At 63.5% G+C, this 25340-nt stretch carries 21 protein-coding genes; 15 read left to right on the plus strand and 6 right to left on the minus strand.

Going from position 1 to position 25340, the window contains the following annotated elements:
- Positions 1 to 4: 4 nt before the first annotated feature.
- Entirely contained in the window at positions 5 to 463 is a 459-nt protein-coding gene (locus IPK75_05020) for an Lrp/AsnC family transcriptional regulator (protein MBK8197711.1), read from the minus strand.
- Positions 464 to 576: 113 nt separating this feature from the next.
- Here IPK75_05020 and IPK75_05025 point away from each other — a divergent pair, with 113 nt between their 5' ends.
- Positions 577 to 1650 (plus strand): PLP-dependent cysteine synthase family protein, encoded by a 1074-nt coding sequence (locus IPK75_05025; GenBank protein MBK8197712.1) that lies wholly within the window; start codon positions 577 to 579, stop codon positions 1648 to 1650.
- Here the strand turns inward: IPK75_05025 and IPK75_05030 are convergent.
- The gene (locus tag IPK75_05030; protein ID MBK8197713.1) at positions 1647 to 2933 is read right to left on the minus strand and encodes a polyhydroxyalkanoate depolymerase; all 1287 of its coding nucleotides are present in this window, start codon (positions 2931 to 2933) and stop codon (positions 1647 to 1649) included. The two genes, IPK75_05025 and IPK75_05030, sit on opposite strands and share 4 nt — an antisense overlap.
- Before the next feature lie 200 nt (positions 2934 to 3133).
- On the opposite strand from IPK75_05030, the gene IPK75_05035 reads away from it, so the two are divergent.
- Positions 3134 to 3517 carry a hypothetical protein gene (locus IPK75_05035; protein ID MBK8197714.1) on the plus strand — a complete coding sequence of 128 codons (384 nt, stop codon included), beginning with the start codon at positions 3134 to 3136 and terminating at the stop codon, positions 3515 to 3517.
- On the opposite strand, the gene IPK75_05040 is transcribed toward IPK75_05035, so the two are convergent.
- Positions 3514 to 3936 carry a hypothetical protein gene (locus tag IPK75_05040; GenBank protein ID MBK8197715.1) on the minus strand — a complete coding sequence of 141 codons (423 nt, stop codon included), beginning with the start codon at positions 3934 to 3936 and terminating at the stop codon, positions 3514 to 3516. The genes IPK75_05035 and IPK75_05040 overlap by 4 nt on opposite strands.
- Positions 3937 to 4077: 141 nt before the next feature.
- Here IPK75_05040 and IPK75_05045 point away from each other — a divergent pair, with 141 nt between their 5' ends.
- Positions 4078 to 4947, plus strand: a complete 870-nt coding sequence (locus IPK75_05045; protein MBK8197716.1) for a CHAD domain-containing protein — start codon at positions 4078 to 4080, stop codon at positions 4945 to 4947.
- 58 nt (positions 4948 to 5005) lie between these two features.
- Here IPK75_05045 and IPK75_05050 read toward each other — a convergent pair whose 3' ends face one another.
- On the minus strand, positions 5006 to 7849 hold the full coding sequence (locus IPK75_05050) for a TonB-dependent receptor (protein MBK8197717.1): 2844 nt from the start codon (positions 7847 to 7849) through the stop codon (positions 5006 to 5008).
- A gap of 147 nt (positions 7850 to 7996) precedes the next feature.
- Here IPK75_05050 and IPK75_05055 point away from each other — a divergent pair, with 147 nt between their 5' ends.
- Positions 7997 to 9055, plus strand: a complete 1059-nt coding sequence (locus IPK75_05055; GenBank protein ID MBK8197718.1) for a phytase — start codon at positions 7997 to 7999, stop codon at positions 9053 to 9055.
- Here the strand turns inward: IPK75_05055 and IPK75_05060 are convergent, their stop codons facing one another.
- Positions 9056 to 9730: a DNA-3-methyladenine glycosylase I gene (locus tag IPK75_05060; protein ID MBK8197719.1), complete on the minus strand. Its 675-nt coding sequence runs from the start codon at positions 9728 to 9730 to the stop codon at positions 9056 to 9058.
- A gap of 14 nt (positions 9731 to 9744) precedes the next feature.
- Positions 9745 to 10878, minus strand: coding sequence for an iron-containing alcohol dehydrogenase (locus IPK75_05065; protein ID MBK8197720.1), 1134 nt, complete (start codon positions 10876 to 10878; stop codon positions 9745 to 9747).
- A 274-nt stretch (positions 10879 to 11152) separates the two neighbouring features.
- Here IPK75_05065 and IPK75_05070 point away from each other — a divergent pair, with 274 nt between their 5' ends.
- From IPK75_05070 to IPK75_05120, 11 genes are all read left to right on the plus strand, one after another.
- Positions 11153 to 11833 carry an OmpW family protein gene (locus tag IPK75_05070; GenBank protein MBK8197721.1) on the plus strand — a complete coding sequence of 227 codons (681 nt, stop codon included), beginning with the start codon at positions 11153 to 11155 and terminating at the stop codon, positions 11831 to 11833.
- 125 nt (positions 11834 to 11958) lie between these two features.
- Positions 11959 to 13794, plus strand: a complete 1836-nt coding sequence (locus IPK75_05075) for an ABC transporter ATP-binding protein (GenBank protein MBK8197722.1) — start codon at positions 11959 to 11961, stop codon at positions 13792 to 13794.
- Positions 13795 to 13902: 108 nt separating this feature from the next.
- Complete coding sequence (locus IPK75_05080; protein MBK8197723.1) at positions 13903 to 14946, plus strand: PAS domain-containing protein; 1044 nt, start codon at positions 13903 to 13905, stop codon at positions 14944 to 14946.
- Positions 14947 to 14961: 15 nt separating this feature from the next.
- Positions 14962 to 15324: a response regulator gene (locus IPK75_05085; GenBank protein ID MBK8197724.1), complete on the plus strand. Its 363-nt coding sequence runs from the start codon at positions 14962 to 14964 to the stop codon at positions 15322 to 15324.
- Positions 15325 to 15403: 79 nt separating this feature from the next.
- A complete protein-coding gene (locus IPK75_05090; GenBank protein MBK8197725.1) occupies positions 15404 to 16630 on the plus strand; it encodes a threonine ammonia-lyase in 1227 nt (408 codons plus the stop codon).
- 225 nt (positions 16631 to 16855) lie between these two features.
- Complete coding sequence (locus tag IPK75_05095) at positions 16856 to 17656, plus strand: FKBP-type peptidyl-prolyl cis-trans isomerase (GenBank protein ID MBK8197726.1); 801 nt, start codon at positions 16856 to 16858, stop codon at positions 17654 to 17656.
- Between the two features lie 6 nt (positions 17657 to 17662).
- Positions 17663 to 18451: a 3'(2'),5'-bisphosphate nucleotidase CysQ gene (cysQ, locus tag IPK75_05100; protein MBK8197727.1), complete on the plus strand. Its 789-nt coding sequence runs from the start codon at positions 17663 to 17665 to the stop codon at positions 18449 to 18451.
- A gap of 17 nt (positions 18452 to 18468) precedes the next feature.
- Entirely contained in the window at positions 18469 to 19809 is a 1341-nt protein-coding gene (gene glmM, locus IPK75_05105; GenBank protein ID MBK8197728.1) for a phosphoglucosamine mutase, read from the plus strand.
- Positions 19810 to 19905: 96 nt separating this feature from the next.
- Positions 19906 to 21759, plus strand: a complete 1854-nt coding sequence (locus IPK75_05110; GenBank protein MBK8197729.1) for an AMP-binding protein — start codon at positions 19906 to 19908, stop codon at positions 21757 to 21759.
- A gap of 90 nt (positions 21760 to 21849) precedes the next feature.
- Complete coding sequence (locus tag IPK75_05115) at positions 21850 to 22809, plus strand: alpha/beta hydrolase (GenBank protein MBK8197730.1); 960 nt, start codon at positions 21850 to 21852, stop codon at positions 22807 to 22809.
- Positions 22810 to 22979: 170 nt separating this feature from the next.
- Positions 22980 to 25340, plus strand: coding sequence for a TonB-dependent receptor (locus IPK75_05120; protein ID MBK8197731.1), 2361 nt, complete (start codon positions 22980 to 22982; stop codon positions 25338 to 25340).

Raw genomic sequence — 25340 nt, forward strand, 5'->3', positions numbered from 1 at the left:
GCCGTCAGACCGGCAGTTCGGTCGTGTTCTTGATACACTCCATCGCGAAGGTCGCACTGACATCCGCGAGGTCGATCCGCGCGATCAGCGTGCGGTAGACGCGGTCATAATCCTTCACGCTGCCCGCCTGTATCTTGAGCAGGTAGTCGACATCGCCCGCCATCCGGTAAAACTCGACGACTTCCGGAATTGAGCGGACTGCCCGCGCAAAACGCTCGACCCAGTCTGCGGAATGCTCACGGGTGCGGATGGAGACGAAGACGGTCTGGCCGAGCCCCACTTGCTCGGGATCGACAAGTGCCACCCTTTTCTGGATCACGCCGGACTCTTCAAGACGCTTCACCCGGCGCCAGCAAGTATTCACAGAAATGCTGGCCCGGGCGGCAAGCGCCTCAAGCGATTCGCTGGCGTCCGCCTGCAAGGCGCGGAGAAGGACACGGTCCGTATCATCAATATTTTCCATAAATTCCCATAAGACACGAAAATACTGATTACAATCTTCGAATATCGGCAAAATTCCGCAATGAAACCGCGCGTATGTGAAAGCATGCTGGAATGGTCCAGACGGAGCGTTCCATGTCAGCCCTTCCAGCCAGAGCTTTCGATCCGGCGTCCGAATCCCGGTTTCCGGGCCAGTTTCCGGAGCCTGCGCGCCTGCGCAGCCTTGCGGCACTGATCGGGCGTACGCCCCTGATCTCGCTGCGCCTGCGCTTTCGCGGACGGGAGCATGTGATCCACGCCAAGGCCGAACACTACAACCTGACGGGTTCGATCAAGGACCGGATGGCGCTGTCGATCCTGACGCGCGCCTACCGGTCGGGCGCGCTGCAACCGGGTGACACGATTGCGGAAGCGACCAGCGGAAATGCCGGCATTGCGCTGGCGGCCCTGGGCCGGGCGCTCGGTCATCCGGTGGAAATCTTCATGCCGGACTGGATGAGCGAGGAGCGCAAATGCCTGCTGCGCAGCCTTGATGCGCGCCTCAACCTCGTAAGCCGAGAAGCCGGCGGATTCCTTGGTGCGATTGCGGCGACGGAAGCGTTGGCGGCCGCCCGCAATGACGTGTTTCTGCCCTGCCAGTTCTCGAATGGCGACAATGCTCGGGCACATCTCGAGACAACCGGTCCGGAACTTTTGCGACAGCTCGCGTGCCGCGAGTTGGTCCCGGACGCCTTCGTGGCCGGCGTCGGCACGGGGGGAACGGTGATGGGCGTTGGCGCCGCCTTGCGCGCGGCTCACCCGGATGTGCGCATCCATCCGTTGGAGCCGAAGGAGTCCCCCACCCTCTCTACCGGCCACAAGGTGGGTAGCCACCGCATCCAGGGCATCTCGGATGACTTCATTCCGGCGCTGGTGAACTTCCGTGAACTGAACGATGTGATTGCCGTGTCGGACGGCGACGCGATCCGGATGGCGCAGCGGCTGGCGCGCGAACTGGGCCTGGCCGTGGGCATTTCGTCCGGCGCGAACCTGATCGGCGCAGTGATGGCCGCCGACCGGCTGGGCGCAGACGCCTGCGTGGCGACCGTGTTCTGCGACGACAACAAGAAATACCTGTCGACTGCGCTTGCCGGCGAAGAGCCGGTCAAGGACAGCGACCTCGGCCCCGAGATCGAGTTACTCGATTTTGACGCTTCTTGTTGCGCCTAGCGCTTCGCGGCGGCAGCTTCGTCTGCCGACCTCTGGGCGAAGCGGCGGGTAAACTGCGTGACGCGCGGCGCAATCTCGGTTTCGAACCGTGAACCATTGAACACGCCGTAATGGCCGACGCCCGGCTGGATATAGTCGGTGCGCATGTCTTGCGGAATGTTGGTGCAGATGTCGTGCGCAGCCTGCGTCTGGCCGATGCCGGAGATGTCGTCCTTCTCCCCTTCCACCGTCATAAGCGCGACGTTGCGGATTTCGGACGGTTTCACGAGACGCTCGCCGCGGTAGCGGTAGATGCCGCGCGGCAGGTGGTGCTCCTGGAAGATGCGCTGGATGGTCTGCAGGTAGAACTCTTCGGTCAGATCGAGCACCGAGAGGTATTCGTCGTAGAATTCGCGGTGCTTGCCGGCGTTGTCGCCGTCGCCGTCGACGAGGTGGTTGAAGAACTTCCAGTGCGCGTCGACGTGACGGTTCCAGTTCATGTTCATGAACGAGGCGAGTTGCACGAAGCCCGGATAGACGCGGCGCAGCACGCCCGGGTACGGCGCCGGCACGGTGTGGATCATGTTCTCCTCGAACCAGGAGAAGGGGCGCTCTTCCGACAGCTTGTTGGGAATGGTCGGCGAGCGGCGGGCGTCGATCGGCGAGCCCATGAACGTCATCGTGGCCGGAAGCGCGGGGTCTGCCTCCTCGGCCATCATCGAGATGGCCGCGAGTACCGGCGGGCCCGGCTGGCAGACCGCCAGCACGTGCGCGCCACCGCCGAGATGGGTCAGCATCTTGCGGACATGGTCGATATAGTCGTCGAGATCGAAGCGGCCGAGCCAGACCGGGGCCATGCGCGCATCGGTCCAGTCGGTGATGTAGACGTCATGCGTCTCGAGGAAGCCCTCGACCGTGCCGCGCAGCAGCGTCGCGTAGTGACCCGACAGCGGCGCAACGATCAGCAGGCGGGGGAGCGGCGCCGCGCCGGGGCGGCGGCACGAGGCAAGGAGTTCCGGATCCTTGCGGAAGTGCATGAGGCTGCACCAGGGCGACCGCCAGACGGCCTCGGCCGTGACCGGGATCTTCACGCTGTTCAGGCGGACCGAGTCGATGCGCCATTCCGGCTTGCCGTAATAGCGCGTGGCGCTCTCGAACACGTCGGCCATCGCGGCGAGCGACTTGCCATAGCTGGTCTGGCCCATGGGGTTCAGGGGCGAGGCCAGCGCTGCGCGCCCGGCCCTGGCCATCAACCGCATGGGCGCCATGGCGACCCGGTTCATTTCGACAAGTGAGTAGAGCATCGTCTTCATCACCCTTCATGTTGCAGTGCAGCGTAAGCCGGGGATTACGATCCCGCAATGCCTTCAGTTCCGCGCCTGCAATTTTCAAAGGTTAACGCAAGGTATTGATGAAGCGCTAATTTTCTCCTGTCGCGCGAACATTCGGCTCAGGCCTGACTGCTATTTCTGGCTCGGCTGGGCCGAAACAGAAGGAATCTGCCATGTTCCTGACTTGCCATCCGAACCCTCACGACAACGGCCGGATGACCCGGGCGCTGGTCTTCGAAAAAACCCCGGGCACCCACTTTGCGATCGACGCCGAAGCGCTGCACCGCCAGCCTGAACTGCTGAAGCCCTTTGGCCGCTGGCTGGATGTCCGGATGCGCGTGCTCGACGCGCTGGCCTACCTTGCCTGCCTGCTGGGCGTGCTGGCGGCGATGCCCGTCGGCTGGTGGACTGCCGGCGTCGGCGTCCTGGTCTGCGTGCTGACCCTTGCCGCGAACCGCAAGACGGCCGGCCGCCTCGCCCGCGCCGCCACGGAACGTTCGACCGAGAGCTTCCGGCAGCTGCACGAGATGGGCTGTCTCTGGCTGGTGAAAGACTAGACGCCGAAGAAGCCGAGCCCGGCGGCGATCAACGCCGCGAGCGTGAAGGTCAGGAACAGGGCGACCGATGTGCCGCGCTGTTCCTTGCGCCGGGTGCGTACGCCGGGGGCATTTTTGCCTTCCTTGGGTGCCAGCATCATCCGCGTCGCATAGAAGCCGAAAGCCGCGACCAATGCGACGATCCCGGCAATCAGGCTGCCCGCAAACAGGAACAGCGCGCCGGACACCACCATCAGGAAGCCAAGTTGCGGGCTGCAGCGGTGGATCAGTTCGCGGACATGACCGTCGGCCCGCGCCCCGGTCAGTTTGTCGAAGCTGAGGTTCGGCGACACGACCGCCGCCACCCAGGACGCGCCGATCGCCAGCGCGCAAGTGATCAGGGCGAGATTGTTCAGGTAGGGCTTCAGCGTTTCGAACATGGTCGCTCTTTATCGGCGGATTCGCGGGGCGCCGGGAAGGCCTGAAATCCAGCCTCCAGTTTCCTGTAGTCGCCGCCCGCGCGAGAGCGTTGGCGGCAACCCGGCGGCTGTGCAATCTGACGGGCGGAGGCGGCCGGGACGATGGCTTACAGGTTCGCGCGAAGCGACAGGTCGATGACCGACGCGGTGCGCCGCATTGCGGCGGAAGAGTTCGCGCATGTCCGCTCGGCGCTGGCCGACAAGGCCCTGCCGCTCGACAGAAAAGTGCATGAAGGACGCAAGGCCACCAAACGGTTGCGCGCCTTGCTGCGCCTGACAGCTCCGGTCCTGCCCGGCGCCCACGACGAGATCGCGGCGCTGCGTGCGGCAGCCGGCCAACTCTCCGCCCTGCGTGACAAGGGCGCGTTACAGGAGACCTTGGCCGGGCTGGAGCTTGGCGCCGCGGTGACAGGTGCGCTCAGCGAGGCGCTCGCATCATCCACCTCGGTATCGGCCGCCAGCCAGCGCCGCCTGTTGGCGGCGTTCGGGCGCGACATGAAGACGATTGCTGCGCGCGCCGAATTCTGGACGCTGGAAGCGGAAGGCTGGAAGGCGCTGGCACCCGGTGTGAAGCGATGCCAGCATCGCCTTCGAAGATCGATGGCGGTCGCACGATCCGCGAAATCGGAGGAGCCGGTGCACGAGTTCCGCAAGCGGGCGAAGGACCATTGGTATCAGACGCTGCTGCTGCGCGCCGCATTCCCGGAAATGATGGAAGCCTATGCAGAGGCGGGCGAGCGGCTTGGAAACGATCTCGGCCTCTGGCGTGATCTCGGTCTGCTCGAAGAGGCAGTAGGCGCCCTGCCCGCGCATGTGCTGCCTGCAGACCAGTTGTCCGCCACGCTGTCTGGCATTGCCAAGGCTCGCCGCCGCGCGCTTCGCCGGGCCTTCCGGATCGCTGCACGACTCGCCTGGGAAACGCCCGGCGACCACGCCGCCCGCCTGAAGGCATGGTGGAAAGCCGCCAGGTAACGGAAACGAGCCGCAGCGTTCTGCTGCGGCCCGCCCGTTTTATCGCTCTGCTGACGGATCAGTAGGTCAGGCGTACGCCGAACACGATCGTCTTGCCGAACTCGTCATACTGCGACAGCCGGCGCTCATCGCCGTGATAGTAGTATTCCGGTTCGTCGGTGAGGTTCTTGCCTTCAACGAAGACCTGCATCTCGTCGTTGATATCGTACTTGGCCGACGCTTCCAGGCGCAGGCGGTCGTCCGTGTAGCGATCGACACTGACGCCGGAGCTCGTCTCGCCGAACAGCTCGTCGAGATAGTCTCCGCGGAAGTTCGCCGAAACGCGCAGGTCCCACGGTCCCTTGTCATACCCCACAGCGACGTTCCATGTCGTGTCGGTCTGCTTCAGGAGCGGCACTTCGCGGCCATCCGGCAGCGTCGTTTCCGAATCGGTCAGCGTGAAGTTGGCCGAAACGAGGAAGCCGTCGAATGGGCCCGGCAAGAAGTCGAGTTGCTGGACATAGTTGAACTCTGCTCCATACAGCTCGGCCTTGTTGGCGTTGATATAGGTCGAGATCTCAGTGAGCCCCGCAAGGTCTGCCACCGACAGGAAAGACAGGTCGATGCTGGCCGGCACATCGGCAATATCGAACGTCGCCGGGAAGATCGCGTTGTCGATCTGCTTGTAGAACACACCGGCCGAGAGGACGGACAGTTTCGTCGGATAGAACTCGATCGAGAGGTCAAAGTTGTCGGCTTCGTAGGGATCGAGATCCGGGTTGCCGAGTTCGATGGCGTCGCGGTCTTCGTTGAACAGGACGCGCGGCGCCATCTCGCCAAATGCCGGGCGGACCACGGCGGCGTAGTACGCCGCGCGGCCGATCAGCTTGTCATTGAACGCGTACTTCACGTTCACGCTCGGCAGGAGATGGGTGTAGTCATCCGAATAGTTGCGCTTGGCCACGGTTGCGGCGGTATCGCCCTCGGTGAAGATGTTTCCGGTTGCGTCGACCTTCGTGGTCTCCGAACGAAGGCCGGCCACCACCGTCATCGGGCCGAAATCGAATGTGCCCATGCCGTAGACGGCGAGGATCTGCTCGTCGATCGTGTAGTCGCCCGACAGGCTGTCCAGCGCAGTGTCTTCCTCGATGATGTCGGCCGGTGTGAGCGTCGCGCGCAGCGCAGCCGTCAGGCCGGCATCCGGCCACTGGTACATCGGGTTGCGCATCCGCCAGTTGGACAGCGGGCTGGTCGAGGTGATGAAGTCGGTCAGCTGGAGGCCGCCGAGGTCGTAGTAGACAACGTTCTGGTCACGGACCTTTTCACGGTCGCGCAGTTTCAGCCCGCCTTTCCAGGTGACCGGTACGCCGGCAAGAACCGAATCCTTACTGACGTTGAACTTCGCGCCCCATTCGCTGTCTTCCGTGGTCGTGAACTCGCGCTCGTAGGAATCCATCACATAGTTCGACGGATCATTGAGGAAGGCGAGCGCCGGGCCCGAGATGATCGGCCGCTGCGGGTTCGAGTAGTCGTAGGTTATCGCGCCGACGAGGTTGTCGCGGAATTCGGGCGCCGAACGGAAGGTTGTGTCGTGGTTGTCGGAGTCGTCTTCCTCGGCATAGGCGTAGGATACTTCGTAGTCGAACTTCCAGTCGCCGGTGACCGTATCTCCGCCGAGGGCGTAGGTTTGCAGGCGGCGCACTTCCTCGCGCTGGCGGACGGCGGCATCAACCTCGCCGCGGCGGATCGAGACCGTGTTGTCGGTCGCCGCAACGACCTCTTCGTCGAACTCCCGGAACTCGAACAGGTTGCGGACTTCGTCATCGACGTAGCGGTTCCACAGCACGCGGGCGTAGAGGTCGGTATTCTCGGTCGCGTGAAAGTCGACGTTGCCAACGAAACCGAGGCGTTCGCGCGTCAGGTCGTAGAAGCGTTGCTCATAGTCATCGTTCGGCACGATATAAGTGCCGGCTTGCGGCACGAGGAAGTCAGCGCCGTCGACTTCGCCCCAGCCACCTGTCTCGTTGTTATGAGCCTGGATGCCGAGCTTCTGGTAGTTGACCGAAAGCGCAACGCCGAGGCGTTCACCGAACACGTCCGAATAAGTCAGCGTGCCTTTCGGCGAAACGTCTTCGGTTATGTCGTTGTAGGCGCCTTCGAGCTTGGCGCGCACGAAGCGGCCGCCGCGGTCGAAGGCCGAGATCGTCTGCATGTTCACGATGCCGCCAAGGGTATCGGCATCGACGTCGGGCGTCAGCGATTTCTGCACTTCAATCGAGTCGAGCAGGTCCGACGGTACGCCGTCCAGCAGAACGCCGCGGCGGTCTTCCGGCGACGGCGTGCGCACGCCGTTGATCGAGGACGCGATAAGATCGGTATTGATGCCGCGGATCGAAACGTAGCGGCCTTCGCCCTGGTCTGTTTCGATGGAAAGGCCCGGCACGCGCGACAGCGAATCGGCAACCGTCGTGTCCTGGAAATTGCCGAGGCCGTCGGAGTCGATCACCGAGATGATGGCGTCAGAGGCGCGCTGCTGGTTGATCGCACCGGCCTGGGCCGCGGCCGATCCAACCACGAGGATGTTGTCGAGATAACGGACGTCTTCACCGACTGCCAGATCGAGCACAACCTCGCCTGTTTCGGCCACCGTAATTTCGCGGGTGACGCGCGGCGCGCCGACATACGAGACCGTAACCGTGTAGTCACCGGCGGGCACGTTTGCGAAGCGGAAAGCGCCGAAGCGATCAGAAGAAGTGGTGCGGCCGATTTCGTCGATGGAGACGAGCGCGCCTTCAAGCGGCGCGGTGCCCGTGGCGTCCTTGATGGCGCCGCGCACGGTGTCGGCATGCGCTGCACCAAATCCGCCCCCGAGGCAGAGTGTGGCGAGGCTCACGCCGGTGAGCAGGTTGAGCTTGGTTTTCATGGTAGACCCCAGTTGTTGCAGAGCGGGCGCTACCACCGGTTCTTCGCAACCGAGTGACGGATTGATCCAAGATTTGTGACAGTCGCTTTTCTGTCACAGCTGCGCGCTATGGGGCCGCTCATCCAGGCTTACTGAAGGATTCGGCCCATGAATCGTCTCTCCCTTGCAGCGGCAGCGACTGCCCTCGGCTTGATCAGCGCCTGCGCCACGCACACCGCTCCGATGATCGATGGACAGGTCGTGGTGATGGCCGCCGTGGAGACGGCGCCCGCAGGCGCGGCGGGCGACGCCGCCGATGATCCGGCGTTCTGGTTGAACCCGGCGGATGCGTCGCAGTCATTGATTCTCGGCACCAACAAGCAGGAAGGACTGGTCGTCTATACGCTCGACGGCACCGAGAAGCAGCGGTTGCCGATAGGCCGCATCAACAACGTGGATATCCGTCAGTCTGCGGACCGTGCGTTTGATGTCGCGGTCGCCAGCAATGACCAGGTGAACGCAATCTCCGTGTTCTTCGTTGACCGGACGACTGGCACGGTGACCCATGCCGGAGATCTCGCGACGCAGACGGTCGAACCTTACGGCATCTGCCAAGGCCGTGAAAATGGCGTGGACCTCGCCGGCGTGACGTACAAGGACGGTCTCGTCCAGATCTGGCAGCTGAATGTTGCAGCGGGCGCGCTCGGCGCAGACCTCGTAACCACTGTCCAGCTTGGCTCGCAGCTTGAAGGCTGCGTGTTCGACGAGACGCAGGGCCTCCTCTTCGTCGGCGAAGAGAACCGCGGCCTCTGGAAGATCGCGTACCGGGATTCACAGCCCGCGCCCGAGATCATTGACGTGATCGGCGGCGCAGCCGGCCTCGTGGCGGATGTCGAAGGCGTGTCGATCTGGAGAGGCAAGGACGGCGCCGGCTGGATCGTGGTTTCCGCGCAGACGGACAATCGTTTCGTGGTCTATGATCGCAAAGCGCCGCACACGGCCAAGGGAAGTTTCTCGGTCGCCGCCAATGAAGCGCTCGGCATCGACGAAGTGACGCACACGGACGGCCTCGACGTTTTCTCGGGCGCCCTGCCCCAATATCCGCGCGGCATCCTGATGGTGCAGGACGACGGAAATCCGCAATCCGGACGCGACCAGAATTTCAAGGTGGTAAACTGGGCCGATGTCGAATCGGCGCTGGGCCTGCCAGTGCTGGAAGCCGAGTGATCAGCCGACACTGAACGCCAGCAGGCGGCTGATCTGCGCGCGCGGCAGGCCGCTGTCGTCGTGATAGTCGTTGATCGCCGCCTGCAGCGCGGCAAGGTCGCGCTTGCTGGTGGCCTGCGGCTTGGCGAGCGCGCCTTCGCGCGCCAGAGCCGCGCAAACATGGCCCGACGCGATCCAGGCGTCCCAACCTGCGAAGCGCAGGAAGTACTGCGCCGTTGCCCCGCCGAGGCGCGCGCCCCGCTTGTTAAGTACCTCCATCAGTCCGATCTGGTCGCTGGCTGGCCAGGTCGCAAGGAACTTGCCGAAGCCCCCCTCCTTCGCTTCGACCTCGGCGACAAAGCGCGCGTTTTCAAGCGAGGCCTTGATCTTCTGGCCATTGCGCACGATGCGCTCATCCGACACCAGACGGTCGAGCATCTCGTCGCCGAAGAAGGCGAGCCTGGCCGGGTCGAAGCCTTCGAAGGCGGCTTCGAAGCCTGCCCACTTCGCCTCAATGACCTTCCAGTTGAAGCCTGCGTTGAACACGCAGCGCGTCATCTCCGACAGCAGGCGGTCCGCCGGCACCTTGGCGAGATTACGAACTGCGTGCGTGTTCGCCGACTTCGCGAGCACGGCCTTCTCGCCGCCATGGTGACCGGCAGCCATTTTCAGGATTGGCGCAAACTTGCGCGCCATCGCACCAGCCTTCCCTACTTGAGCGCCGTTTCGTAGACCTTGGCATAATCATCCGCGCTCATCGGGCGCGGGTTGCCGAAGTGGGCAAGGTCTTTCAGCGCATAGTCGACAATGCCTGGCGCATCGGAGGCTTCAAGCCCCATGGCGGAGAGGTTCTTCGGAATTCCGATGTCGTTGTTGAGATCCTGGATCGCATCCGCGAGATCGGCGCCGGCCTTCAGGCCCATGACCTGCCGCATACGGACATACTTTTCGTCCGCCGCACCCTGATGAAAGCGAAGGATGTGCGGCAGGAACACGGCGTTCAGCGTGCCGTGGTGCAGCTTCTTCTGCTCCAGCCGTCCAGCCGCATGGCTGAGGGCATGTACACCGCCAAGGCCTTTGACGAAAGCGAGCGCGCCTTCATAGCTTGCCATCATCATGTGCCAGCGCGCTTCCGCGTCGGAGCCGTCCTTAACGGCGCGCTTCAGCATTCCCATTCCGAAGGCGCGCTGGGCGCCATCATAGCCGATACCTTCCGCAGGCGGATTGATCGAGGGGGTAAGCACGGCCTCAATGCAATGCGTCAGGGCGTCCATGCCGGTAGCCGCAGTGAGCCCGGCGGGCAGGCCGAGGGTCAGGTCGGGGTCGCACAGCGCCACGACCGGAATGAGGTTGGGAGAGGCAAAGGTCTCCTTGCGGCCATTCTCCATAATGATGACCATGCCGACCGACACTTCCGAGCCCGTGCCGGCCGTCGTCGGGATGGCAATCAGCGGCGGGATCTTTCCGATCTTCTTGGCGCCGCCGATGATGGCAGCATAGGTCTCCAGCGGATCGGTATGGGACGCGAGCAGGCCGATCGCCTTGGCATGGTCCATGGAAGAACCGCCGCCTACGGCGATGATGCCGTCGGCGCCCGAGGCCTTGTAGGCCTGTGTCGCGAGCTTGGTCTGCGTTTCGGTGGGATTGGAAGTCGTCTCTGCGAAGACGCCGGCAGGCGCGACACCCAGCGCGTCCTCGACCTTCGCCAGGATGCCCGACGCCTTGATGCCCGCATCCGTCACGATGAACGGGCGGGTGATGCCGTTCTTCTTGGCAAGCGCAGCGAGTTGCTTCAGCGCGCCGGAGTCGAACACGCATTGGGTGAGGAAGTTCATGACGGGCATCGGGCGCACTCCTGGCGGGTTCGGGAAACTGGGGCATGTTTCCCAACTGCCGCCGGCAAGTTCAAGCCTTTCCTTGGGGCATTGCGGCGGCGCGCCTGGCTTCCGGCATATCCCGCCAATCTGTGCTGCCCTGATTTTTGTCTCAATACGGACGATTACCTAAGCGCGCGCACGTGCCGCGCGACGCGCCGACGCGCGGCAAGGTGGCCGATTTTGTCTTATTTTACAGAGGCGTAAGGAAAGCCATCCCTCCTGGAAAACAAGGACAATACCAATGAAAAAGATCCTTCTCGCGACCCTCATGGCAAGCGCTGCCTGGACCGGCCTCAGCGCGTCCGCCTCCGCCGAAGACAATCCGTGGATGCTGCGCGCCCGCGTGCTGGCCGTGCAACCCGACGAGTCCGCCAAGCTCTCAGTCGGCGGCGCCCACCTGCAGGGCGATGCCGACATCGGCGACCAGTACGTGCCGGAACTCGACATCTCCTACTTCTTCACCGACCATATTGCGGCTGAACTGATCCTCGCGGTGACCCCGCATGATGTCAGCGCCGTCAACGTGACCGTGCCGGGCGCCCTGACGAATGCAACAGTGGACCTCGGCGATGTCTGGCTGCTGCCGCCCACGCTGACGCTGCAATACCACTTCGACACCGGCAGCAAATTCAAGCCGTATGTGGGCGCTGGCGTGAACGCGACCTTCTTCTTCAATGAAGACGAAGGCCCGGTCGCCGACGGCATCAGCTACGACCCGAGCTTCGGCCCCGCGCTGCAGGTCGGCTTCGACTATGATCTCGATGGCAAGGCGGGCGGCTGGGCCGTCAACGCCGACGTCAAGAAGATCTGGATCAATTCGGACGTCACGGTCGATTTCACGACCGCCCTCGGCGCCCGGGTCAATGCTGATGTCGACATCGATCCGCTGGTGGTCGGGGTCGGTCTCGCCTACAAGTACTGAGGGTGATGGGGGCAGAAGCTCCCTTCGCTTGTCAGTAGCGCCGCGCCTGGGTCCCGCCCGGCGCGGCGCATCTGTTTCTGCGGCACGCCCCTTGCGCGCTGGACTGTGGCCGCTACTCGTTGGGCATGACAATCCTGACCGTAAAAGACCTCGCCGTAAATTTCGAAACTGCTGACGGGCAAGTAAACGCTGTCAGGGGAATCTCGTTCGAGGTTGCCGCCGGCGAATGCCTCGGAATCGTGGGCGAAAGCGGCTTGGGCAAGAGCCAGTCGGCGCTCGCCGCCATGGGCCTTCTGGCGGAGAATGGTCGCGCGTCAGGCGAAATCCTGTTCAACGGCACGAACATGATCACCGCCACCAAGGCCCAGTTGCGGTCCATCCGCGGCGCCGAAATGTCGATGATCTTTCAGGACCCGCTGACCAGCCTCACTCCGCACATGACCGTGGGCGCGCAGATGCGCGAGATCCTCGCGCTGCATCAGGGCATCAAGGGCGAAGAGGCGACCCGGCGCTGCGTTGAGTGGCTCGAACACGTCCGCATCCCGGAGGCGGCGCGCCGCCTCGACCAGTTTCCCCATGAGCTGTCCGGCGGCATGCGCCAGCGCGTGATGATCGCGATTGCAATGCTGTGCGGCCCCAAGCTGCTGATCGCCGACGAACCGACGACTGCCCTCGACGTGACCGTACAAGCACAAGTGCTCGAACTGATGGACGAGCTGAAGCGCGAGACCGGCACGGGCATCGTGCTGATCACACACAACATGGGTGTCGTGGCCCGCATGTGCGACCGGGTCATCGTCATGCGCCATGGCGAGATCGTCGAACAGGGCAAGACCGACGACATCTTCTATTCGCCGCAGCACGAGTACACGAAGATGCTCCTGGCCGCCGTGCCGCGCATCGACTTGCCCGACCCGCCCGGGCGCGCCGCCTTGTCGCCCGCCCCTGCCCCGGACGTTCCACCGGTGCTCGAAGTGAATGACATGAAGGTGCATTTCCCGATCCCGGTGAAAGGCGGCCTGTTCGGCAAGCTGAAACCTCTGAAGGCAGTCAACGGGGTGAGTTTCGACCTCCGCCCCGGTGAAACGCTGGGCGTGGTTGGCGAGTCGGGCTGCGGCAAGTCCACGCTGGCGCGCGGCGTGCTGCGGCTGATCCCGCCGACGGCTGGCACCGTGGCCTGGCTCGGCAAGGATATTTCGAAGGCGAGCCGCGGCGAGATGGACGCGCTGCGCGACGACCTGCAGATCGTGTTCCAGGATCCGCTGGCCAGCCTCGACCCGCGCATGACCATCGGGGCCTCGATTGCCGAACCTCTGCAGGTGCACGAGCCCGGCCTGTCGAAGACCCAGCGCGAAGCCCGCGTGCGCGAAATCCTGCCCCGTGTCGGCCTCAACCCGAACCTCATCAACCGGTACCCGCATGAGCTTTCGGGCGGCCAGAACCAGCGCGTCGGCATCGCCCGCGCAATGATCCTGAAACCCAAGCTGGTGATCTGCGACGAGGCCGTGTCGGCGCTCGACGTGTCAGTGCAGGCGCAGGTGGTCGACCTGCTGATCGAGCTGCAGAAAGAATTCGGACTGGCGATGATCTTCATCAGCCATGACCTCGCCGTCGTCCGCCAGATCAGCCACCGCATCATGGTGCTCTACCTCGGCCGCGTCGTCGAGCTCGCTGGCCGCGATACGATCTACACCGAGGCGCGCCATCCCTACACGAAGGCGCTGATCGCTGCCGTTCCGAATGCAGACCCGAAGGGTGAACGCGCCCGCGAACGCCTCCGCCTGACGGGGGACCTGCCGAGCCCGCTCGACAGCCGCGCAGCGCTCCGCTTCCTGAAGTCGAAAGTCATCGACGACCCGGAAGCCGAGCAATACCAGGCCCAGCTGATCCCCGTCGGTCCTGGACACTGGGTGGCGGAGCATGACGCCGTCGGCGGCGCCAGTGCGCTGCTCGCTGGCTGACGCCGCTACTGTCAACTGCGTTCCATAGATTCAGATTGTGTCCAGCGGGCGCAAAGCTACACTTTTCACTGGAAAAATGGCCCTTGCGGGCGCAGGCGGGCGATCAAGATGCATAAAGTCAGGCCTTACAGCCCTGTCGAAACCGGCCGGATTGATCGGCCCGCGCCCGCGGACATCGACTTCGAAAGCGTCTTCTCGGTGATCCCTACGCCGCTGATGATCATGGACCGCGACTTCGTCATCCGGTTTGCCAACGCAGCCTATCTCACCACAACCTTCTGCGCGCTGAGCGAAATCCAGGGCCGATACGTCTTCGAGGCCTTTCCGGAAACCGAAGAGCGCACGCGGGTATTCTTGTCGGCGTTTGAACTTGCGCTCGCGGGTACCCCGAATGTGCTGACGACCGAGCCGTTCGCCATCCCCGTCGACGGCGGCGGAACCCGCGAGCTGATCTGGACCTGCACCCATTTGCCGGTGCGCGGTGCGGATGGGGAGATCGCTTTCATCATGCAGAACGCCGTGGACGTGACCGCGAAGTTTGCACGCGAACAGGAAAACAAGGTTCTGATGCGCGAACTGGACCACCGGGTAAAGAACTCGCTCGCGACCGTGCAGGCCGTGACGCGGATGTCGCTGGTTGAAGCCAAGTCTGTCCAGTCGGCGAAGGAAGACCTGCTCGGACGCTTCCGCGCGATGTCAGAAGCCCAGAACCTCCTCATCGACCGGAACGCGCAAGGTTCGACGGTGGGCGATGTGCTGGCCAACGCGCTCATCCCCTTCGGCTACGAGCAGGATAAGGATGGCCGCATACAGCTTGCAGGTCCGCTCGTGCGCATCACGGCAAAGCAGACGCAGGCGCTTGCAATGGCCCTGCACGAACTCGCCACCAACGCGGCCAAGTACGGTGCCCTGTCCGACGACCGGGGAACCGTGCACGTGACATGGACGTTTGATAAGTCACATGGCTCGCACTTCGATCTGGTCTGGCGGGAAGCCGGCGGACCCGAAGTCAGCCAACCGACGCGGCAAGGATTTGGGACGACCATGTTGACCCGCATACTGGCGCAGGAAATCAACGGCGAGATATCGCTGGAATACAATTTGGACGGGCTGATTTGCAGAATGGAGGGGTGGCTCGAAGACAGGAACTGAGAAGAGGAGCTAACCATGGCGCCGAAGCAGATATTCATTCTCGAGGACGAAGCGATCCTGCTTTGCGACCTCGAAGATCTGGTGAGCCACCTCGGCTATCAACTGGCAGGCAGCGCCTCCAACGTCGATGAAGCCATAACCAAGCTTTCTTCTGGCATGAAGCCTGACCTTGCCCTGCTCGATCTCAACCTGAACGGCATCGCAAGCGACCCCGTGGCCGACCATCTCATTGCCGCCGGTGTGCCGATCATCTTTGTGTCCGGCTATGGCACACGCGGCCTCGCCGACCGCTTTGCCGGGTTCGAGGTACTTCAGAAGCCCTACGACGAGGCCAAACTGGCTGAGGCCCTTGCCCAGGCGCTTCGCCCGCCCGAATAGGCGGCTGGGCGCAGGTCCCCGCCTTGCCCTCAGGCTTCGCCCCGCATAGGGTGCGCGCGCTTCAGCCGGACCCTGCCCCATGCCCGATACCCTTCTCCCCGAGCTCCCCGTGACGCTTGCCGATGTGCAGGCCGCAGCCAAGGTGCTGGTGGGAAACATCGAGCGGACCGAACTCGGCCACTCGCGCACGCTGTCGGCGATCACCGGCGCCAATGTCTGGGTCAAGTTCGAGAACCGCCAGTTCACGGCCGCCTTCAAGGAACGCGGCGCCCTGAACAAGCTCTCCAAGCTGACGGACGAAGAGAAGCGCCGCGGCGTGATCGCGGCTTCCGCAGGCAACCACGCCCAGGGCGTCGCCTACCATGCGCGCCGCCTCGGCATTCCGGCCACGATCGTGATGGCCGAGACGACCCCCTTCAACAAGGTCGAGCACACGCGCGACCACGGCGCGCGGGTCATCCTTGAAGGGATGATCTTCGACGAGGCCAAGGACTACGCGCTGAAGCTCGGCGAGAAGGAAGGCCTCGTCTTCATCCACCCGTTTGATGATCTCGACATCATCGCCGGTCAGGGGACGATCGCGCTGGAGATGCTGGCGGATAATCCGGAACTCGATACACTCGTCGTGCCGATCGGCGGGGGCGGTTTGATCTCCGGCATCGCGGTTGCGGCCAAGGCGCTGAAGCCGGACATCAAGATCATCGGCGTCGAGGCGGCGATGTATCCGTGCATGCACGCCGCGCTGCGTGGCAAGTCGCCGAAGATGGGCGGCGCGACCATTGCCGAAGGCATCGCGGTGAAAGAGGTCGGGCAGATCACCCGGCGAATTGCAGAGCAGTTGCTGGACGACATTGTGCTGGTTGAGGAAGAGCACCTCGAGCGCGCGATCACCCTCTTTGCGGAAGTCGAAAAGACAATTGCGGAGGGTGCCGGTGCGGCCGGCCTCGCGGCCCTGCTCGCCCACCCCTCCCGCTTCTATGGCCGAAAGGTCGGCCTCGTTCTCTGCGGCGGCAACATCGACACACGCCTGCTTGCCTCGGTACTGACGCGGGCGCTCGTGCGCGAGAACCGCCTCGCCCGCATCCGCATCGTCGGCGACGACCGGCCCGGCCTTCTGGCACTCGTTTCGAAAATCATCGGCGACAATGGCGCCAACATCATGGAAGTGGCCCACAACCGCATCGCGCTGGACGTGCCGGCGAAGGGCGCCGAGTTCGACATCCTGATGGAAACGCGTGACAGCCAGCACACGCAGGAAGTCATCGACGCGCTCGCGCAGGCCGGGTATCCGCCGCGCGCAATCTGACGCGCCGCTGCTTGTATTCGAAACAACTGAAAAGGGATGGGCAACGACATGAGTTCTGACGAAAGAAGTTCTGGCGCACCGGCGCGCGATGGCGGCTCGCCGATGGCGCTCGTGCTGTTCCTGATCGCGGCCCTGTTCGTTGCCAGCTATCTCGTCCGCTCGAATTCTGCGCCGACGTCGGGCGCCGCCTCGCCCTCAGCACTTGCCTCAGCATCGGATGACATCATGCCCGCAGCCTTCAAGAAGCACCTGCCCTGGAACCCGAACGCCAAGGACGTGAAGGATCTCGGCATGGGCTTGCAATGCATCGTGCTGAAGGAAGGCCCCAAAGGCGGAAAGAAACCGATCGCGACCGACCGCGTCAGCGTCAACTACGAAGGACGCCTCGCCACGGGGGAAAAATTCGATTCCTCGTTCGACCGCGGCGCGCCGACCCAATTCCGCCTGAACCAGGTGATCCCGGGCTGGACCATGGGCCTGCAACAGATGTCGCCCGGCGACGAATACCTCTTCTACATTCCGAGCGAGCTTGCTTACGGCAACCAGCCGCGCGGCGATGTGATCAAGGCCGGCGATGATCTCGTCTTCCTGGTCCACCTGCTCGAAATCGAGGAACCGAAAACGGCCGATGCCGCCGCCTGGAAGAAATACTTCCCCTGGAACCCCGACTTGCCCGAAGTGCAGAAAACCGAAAGCGGCCTGCAATACGTGGTGCTCGCCAGTGGCGACGCGTCCGGCCAGCCGCCAGTCAACGGCCAGTTCGTGCTGGTCCACTATGACGGGCGCCTTGCCGAAACCGGCGCGCCTTTCGACTCCTCCTACGAGCGCGGCGACCCCGAAGCCTTCCCGTCGAACGGCCTGATTCCCGGCTGGGTCGAGGCTTTGTCCATGATGAAGCCCGGCGACCGCTGGATGCTCTGGATCCCCGCCGAGCTTGCCTACGGCGCAGAAGGAACGCCGGGCGGGCCGATCCCGCCGAACGCGCCGCTCCAGTTCGAGGTCGAGCTGCTCAGCGTGATGCAGTAGTCCCGGATGGCGCTCACGCCGGACACGCTCGCCAGCCTTGCCCTCGCTGCGGGGCAGGAAATCATGCGCATCTACCGCACCGATTTTTCGGTCGAGAAGAAGCTCGACGATTCGCTGCTGACCGAAGCGGACGGCCTTGCAGAGGCAATCATCCTCAAGGGTCTGGCCGAGGCGGAGCCTGACCTGCAGGTCATCGCGGAGGAATCCGTCGCGGGCGGCATCATCCCCGAGCATGGTGCGCGTTTCGCGCTCGTCGACCCCCTCGACGGCACCAAGGAGTTCGTCGCGAAGAACGGTGAGTTCACGGTCAACATCGCCATAATCGAACACGGCCGCCCGGTCATGGGCGTGGTGTATGCGCCTGCTCTTCACCGCCTGTTCGTTGCCGAAAGCCCTTCGTCGGCGTGGCAAGCAAAGGCTGCCCCCGATGGTCCGCCCCCGTCCAAACGCAATCCGCTTCGCATTCGCCGAGCGCCGGCGGCCGGGCTTGCCGCGGTTGCCTCCAAGTCGCACCGCTCGCCCGAAACGGATGCCTGGCTCGCCAACTACAAGGTCTGCGAAATCGTTGCGGCCGGCTCATCACTGAAGTTCTGCCTGATTGCGGCCGGTGAGGCAGATGTCTATCCGCGACTCGGCCGGACGATGGAATGGGACACCGCCGCCGGCCAGGCCGTTGTTGAAGCGGCTGGCGGGCGTGTGCTCACGCTGGACGGCGCGCCCCTGCTCTACGGTAAGCGTGAGCGCGGCTACGACAATCCTGATTTTGTAGTCTATGGTGATGTGACGCCGCGATAGCGGCGCAGGGGATCGCAATGGCCCGGCAGTATTTCGGAACCGACGGTATCCGTGGACGGATCAACAAACGTCCGATGACGGCAGAAACTGCCCTGCGCCTCGCCATTGCAGCGGCGCGCACTTTCGCACCGGAAGGCGGGCGCGAAGTGGTCATCGGCCGCGACACCCGCCGCTCAGGTGAGATGATCGAGGCGGCCCTGATCGCCGGCCTCACGTCGATGGGTGTCAAGCCGGTCCTGCTGGGCGTGGTCCCGACGCCCGCCGTGGCGCTGATCGCGCGCGAGACGGGCGCGGCGCTCGGCTTCATGGTGTCGGCCAGCCACAACAAGTACGAAGACAACGGCCTCAAGCTTTTCAGCCCGGAAGGCGTCAAGTTCACCGATGACGTCGAGGAATCGCTTGAAACGGCCATGGCCGCGGCTTTCGAAGGAGAATTCGCTGCGCCTGCCGCTATCTCCGAACCAGAAAGCATGGCGGGCTCCGGCCGACGCTATATCGGGCGCTGCCTCGAGACGATCGGCAAGGGGCAGGATTTCTCGAAGCTCAAGGTGGTGCTCGACTGTGCCAATGGCGCAGGTTTCGAGACCGCCCCCGAGGCGCTGCTCAGGCTGGGCGCACAGTTGACCGTGATAGGCAACGTGCCGGACGGCGTGAACATCAATGCCGGTGTCGGCTCGACGGCGACCGGCGCGCTCAAGGCCGCCGTGCTGGAGCGCGGCGCGGATATCGGGATCGCACTCGACGGTGACGCCGACCGGCTGATCGTGGTGGACGAGACCGGCGAGGAAGCCGACGGCGACCAGGTGATGGCACTCATCGCGTCGGAAATGCACCGCACGAAGCGGCTGAAGGGTGGAGGCATGGTCGCCACCGTGATGTCCAATATGGGGCTTGGCGAATACCTCAAGACACTTGGACTGGAACTGGCGCGCACCAAGGTTGGCGACCGCTATGTGGGCGAACACATGCGCCAGCATGGGTTCAATCTCGGCGGCGAACAATCCGGCCATATCATCCTGTCGGATGTGTCCACGACCGGCGACGGGTTGCTCGCCGGCCTGCAGGTGCTCGCCGTGCTCGCGGCGCGTGGCGGCAAGGCGTCGGACATGCTGCGCGTGTTCGAACCCGCACCGCAGAAGCTCGTCAACATCCGCTATACCGGCGCCAACCCTATCGAATCTGATAGGGTAAAGTCAGCGCTCGCTGCGGCAGATGCATTGCTCGGTGTTCGTGGACGGATGGTTGTGCGCAAGTCCGGCACCGAACCCCTGATCCGCGTGATGGCCGAAGCACTGGACGCAGACCTGATGCAAAAGGCCCTCACGCTTGTTGCCGACGCTGTAAAATCCGAAGCCTGAACCGGCGACCTCTCCCGGCGTCACCGGTTGCATGGCATACTGCAGGCTCTATTCGTCGGTTATACGATAAATTTCCGACACCGGAGGAGACCCGCCATGCCTGAGGGCCAGACCCTGCCTGCATTCCGCCCGCTGCCGCAGAAGACCCCTGACGTCTCCATGACGCGGAAGGGCGAGGCCATCTACATCTCGGCTCGTCAGAAGCCCGGTGATCGCCCGAAGTCAATTCCTCATGCCCTCGACGAGCGGGTCGCGCTTCACCCCGACCGCCCTTTCCTGCGGGAACGTGATCCGGCCACGGATGAATGGGTGACGCTGACTTACGGCGAAGCCAAAACAATCACCGACAGCCTTGCGCAGGCTTTCCTCGATCTCGGCGCCGGCCCCGATGCGCCCGTCATGCTGCTCTCAGGGAACTCCATCCGCGCCGCCATGGTGATCCTTGCGGCCCAGAAGATCGGGGCGCCTGCCGCGCCAATTTCCGTGCCCTATTCGACGATGTCATCCGACTTTGAGAAGTTGCGTCATTGCTTCAATTCGGTGAAACCCGCCGTCGTGTTTGCAGAGCAACTCGCACCTTTCAAGAAGGCCATCGACGCATTGCCGGCCGGCGCCTTCAAGGTCTTCTCGGCGGAAACCGGCGGCGACAATTCCGTACTCGGATATGACGCCCTGGCCGCGACCGAGGCGACAGCGGCGGTGACCCGGGCACGCGACGCCCTTACCGATGCCAGCATCGGCAAGTACCTTTTCACTTCGGGCTCCACCGGACTGCCGAAACCCGTACCGCAAACTCAAGGCGCCATGTGTTCCCTGATCGCCGGCCAGGAAGGCCTGCGCGATCCGTCGCGTGATCCGGACCATGATCCCGACAAGGTCGAGAACTTTCTCGACTGGTTGCCCTGGAACCACATTTCCGGCTCCAACGTGAATTTCAACGGCGCGCTCTGGAGCGGCTCGACCTTCTGGATCGATGGCGGCAAGCCGACCCCTGCCCTCTTCCATCAGACGATCGCCAATGTGCGCGATTGCAGTCCGTCCGTGTTCGGAACAGCGCCGATCGCTCTGTCGATGCTCGCCGAAGCGATGGAGCAGGACGAGACCCTGTTGAAGGCCTTCTTCAAGAACATGCGGTCAATCGGCTATGGCGGCGCCACCTTGTCGGATGACCTTTACGACCGGCTTCAGGACCTTGCCATCAAGGCAACCGGCCGCCGCATCCCGATCGTCACCATGTACGGAGCCACCGAAACGCAAGGCGTGACGGTAGTCCACTGGGAAGTCGAACGCGTCGGCCTGGTCGGCCTGCCGCTTCCGGGCACCACGCTCAAATTGGTGCCCAACGGCGAGAAGCTGGAAGTGCGCGTCAAGGGCCCGACCGTCATGCCGGGCTATCACAACGACCCCAAGAAGAACGCTGAAGTCTTCGATGAAGAAGGATATTACTGTCTCGGCGACGCCGTGAAGTTCGTCGACGAGAATGACGCGAACAAGGGCCTGATCTTCGATGGCCGTGTGGGCGAAGACTTCAAGCTGTCCTCGGGAACATGGGTCTCGGTCGGCACGCTGCGCCCTGATTTTGTGGCCGCCTGTTCGCCGCTGATCTTCGACGCCGTGATCTGCGGCCAGGACAAGGACTACGCGACCGCGCTTGTCTGGCCGTCGCCGGCAACCGCCGAGCAATACGTCAAGGCGGCCGGTGATGCCGCCAAGGGACTGGCGGCGCTGACCAGCGACCTGACCCGCAAGGCCGCCGCTTTCAACGCGTCGGAACAGGGCTCTTCGCGCCGGATCAAGCGCTTCATGGTGTTGACCGAAGCGCCCAGCATCGATGCCGGGGAGATCACCGACAAGGGCTACGTGAACCAGCGGCTGGTCATCTCCCGCCGGGCAAACCTGGTGCAGCAGCTGTATCTCGATCCGCCTGCACAGGGCGTCATCCAGCTCTGATTGCCTGATTTCACGGCCCCCGCTGGCCCGCCCCTTGCATCGCTACCGGCTGCCATCACATAGCCGGAATTGGCAGCCAGTGGCGGGCAAATGACGTTCGATGATGCCCTTCGCAACCTCAGGGGCCGGTTCAATCTCCCGGAACTGAAGCCGCTTGACCTGAAGCTGCCAATTGACCGTTTGCGCCAACAGTTCCTCAAGATCGACTACAGCGCCGAACCCGACGCGCCGGAGCTGGCAGAAGTCCGCGCCCTGATCATCCCCGGCGCAGGCGGCCCGATCAAGGCGCGGCTTTACGTGCCGCTTGGCGCGGGTGTGCCGCCCGGGCCCGGCATCCTGTTTTTCCACGGCGGCGGGTTCGTGCTCGGCGATCTCGACAGCCACGACATGCTGTGCCGGCGCATGGCCGAAGGCTCACGTTGCCGCGTCCTCGCCATCGATTATCGCCTTGCGCCGGAAAACTGCTTTCCCTGCGCCCATGACGACGCCCTCGCGGCCTGGGCCTGGGTGCAGGAGAAGGGTGCGAAGGCAGCCGGCATGGACCCGGCGCGCGTGGCTGTTGCCGGGGACAGCGCAGGAGGCAATATTGCAGCCTACCTCGCGCAGGAAATGGTGCGCGTGAAGGGACCGAAGCCGGCGTTCCAGCTGCTGCTGTATCCGTTGCTGCAGTTCGCAGACATCCGCTCAAAGAAGATGACCCCTCAGGAGAGCGGCTTCTTCATCTCGGCCGGCCTGTTCGACTTCTTCCGGGGCCACTACCTTCCCGACCCCGCGTCCTACATGGATCCGCGCATCTCTCCCCTGTTCGCGCCGATGGAACAGCTGCGCGGCTTGCCGCCGGCCCATATCATCGTCTGCGGATGGGATCCCTTGCATGACGAGGGACTTGCCTATGCGGCCAAGCTCAGCGGCCTCGGTGTGAAAGCTACCCACCGCGAGTATGCTTCGATGGTGCATGGCTTCCTCAACCTGACCCATATTTCGTCGACCGCCCGGGAAGTTGCGCGCGAGGTGGGTGAAGTCACCGGGCGTGCGCTGGGAGCGCTCTGAAATCGAGCATGACAACGTTGCACATGACGGCTGCGTGTCGTTGCGGCAACACAAATCTGTAAACTTTCAAGGGTCGGCCTTATTAATATTCAATAAGGCCAAAACCACTCTATGTGCGGCCTCGGGGATCCACCGTCCCCGCAGAAACCGAGTAGAGGAAACTCCCAGTAATGAAATTCAGCAAACTCCTGCTGTCGTCGGCATCGGCGGCAATGATCGCATTTGTGCCCGCCTACGCCCAAGAAACCGGCACGGACACTGTCACCGTTGAAACGCCGGAAGCCACCGCCGAGCGCGAGTCGGCCATCGACCGCGTCCTCGGCACGATCACCGTCACCGCCACCAAGAAAGCGGACGTCGAGAACGTCCAGTCGGTTCCGGTTGCCATCACGGCGTTCAACGCCGAGACGCTCGAAGCCCTTCAGGTTCGCGACGTCTCCAGCCTTTCCTACTCGGCCCCGAACATCCAGCTTGAAGACGTCGGCACCGCACGCGGCACCGCCAACTTCTCGATCCGCGGCCTCGGCATCAACTCCTCGATTCCGTCCATCGACCCGACCGTCGGCGTGTTCGTTGACGGCGTTTACCTCGGCGTGAACAACGGCGTCGTGCTTGACCTGTTTGACCTCGACAGCGTCGAGATCCTGCGCGGCCCGCAAGGCCTGCTGTTCGGCCGCAACACCACCGGCGGCGCGATCCTGCTGAACACCGGCAACCCGACCGACACGTTCCAGTACAAAGCCAAGGCAACATACGAAGGCCCGATCGATGATGATCGCGGCGGCCCGTCCTCGACCCTGCAAGCCGGCATTTCCGGCCCGATCGTCGAAGGCAAGCTGAACGGCAAGCTCGGCGCCTATTACAACTATGACGAAGGCTACTTCCTCAACAAGTTCACCAACGACAACATCGGCGAAGCCCAGACCTTCATCCTGCGCGGCGCGCTCGAGTACATGGCGACGGAAGACCTGACCTTCCTCGGCAAGATCGAAGCCTTCAGCACACAGACGGACGGCCCTGCCGCCCGCAACTCCGGCGTCTACGACCGCGACAGCTTCGACATCGCCGTCGACAATGTCGGCAGCTACAAGAACGACACGATCTTCGCGTCGCTTCGCACCGACTATGATGTGAACTTCGGCAATGGCCGCATCACCAACATCTTCGGCTACCGCGACCTCGATTCCACCTCGAACGGTGACATCGACGCCCTGCCGCTCTTCCTGTTCCACTCGGACACCGAACTGGTTCAGGAGCAGATCTCGAACGAGCTGCGCTATGCCGGCACGTTCGGCAAGGCCGACATCACGACCGGCGTCTTCTACTTCAACCAGGAGATCGGCTACACCGAGCGCCGCAACCTGCCGACCGTGACTGCGGCGCAGTTCAACGGCGGCGGCTTCCAGGACCACACGGTCTACGGCGTGTTCGGCCAGCTCGATTATGCGTTCACGGACAAACTGACCGGCATCTTCGGCCTGCGCTACGGTACGGAAGAGAAAGACGTGGACATCACCTACGTGCGTCCGCGTCCGTTCTGCTCGGTCGTTGACAGCACCTGCCCGACCACCGGCACCAACCCGTTCGTACCTGGCGAGCCAAACGGCTTCTCCGACTCGCAGAAATGGGAAAACCTGAACCCGAAGATCGGCTTCCAGTACGCCTTCAGCGACCTGATGCAGGTCTACGGCCACTACACCCAGGGCGTCCGCTCGGGTGGCTACAACTTCCGCATCACCAATGCTGCAGCCTTCGAAGCCCTGTTCCCTCCGGGCGGCAGCCGCGCTTTCGACGAAGAGCAGGTCAACGCCTACGAACTCGGCTTCAAGTATGAAACCGACGACCGCCGCGGCCAGATCAACGCCGCTGTGTTCTTCAACGACATCACGGACATGCAGCGCGAACTGAACCTGTCCTCGCCGACCTCCGGCGTGGCACAGACGATCGTCAACACGGCCGATGCCGAAATCCTCGGCTTCGAAGTCGAGGGCCGCTACGCCGTCACCGACAATCTCCTGCTGACCGCCAATATCGGCCTGCTGGACGCGGAATACACCAACGTCATTTTCGACATTTCGGGTAACGGCACGGTGGGTCCGGAAGACCTCGCCCTCGCCCTCCCCCGCGTGCCGGAAGCGACCTATGGCGTCGGCGCCCTGCATGACCTCGACCTCGGTGCACGCGGCTCGCTCGTCTCGCGCGTCAGCTTCCAGCACCGCGACGAGTTCGCCTACACCGACAACAACTTCGGTTATGTCGATGAGGCCGACCAGGTCGATGCGAACTTCACCTGGAACACGCCGTATGACGGCTTCTCGGTTTCGCTGTTCGGCAAGAACCTCCTCGACGAAGCGGTTGCCGGCGGTGACACGCAGGTTCCGTTTGGCGGCGCCCTCGCCGGCGCGGTTCCGGATGGCCAGAACCTGTCGAACGGCGTGAACGCCCCGTTCGATCCGAACCCGGCTGCCGGCACGTTCCAGCCGCTGCAACCGGGCCGCACGATCGGCATCGAGTTCACGATCCGCGGCTAG

Source organism: Acidobacteriota bacterium (assembly GCA_016712445.1).
Taxonomy (GTDB): domain Bacteria; phylum Pseudomonadota; class Alphaproteobacteria; order Caulobacterales; family Hyphomonadaceae; genus Hyphomonas.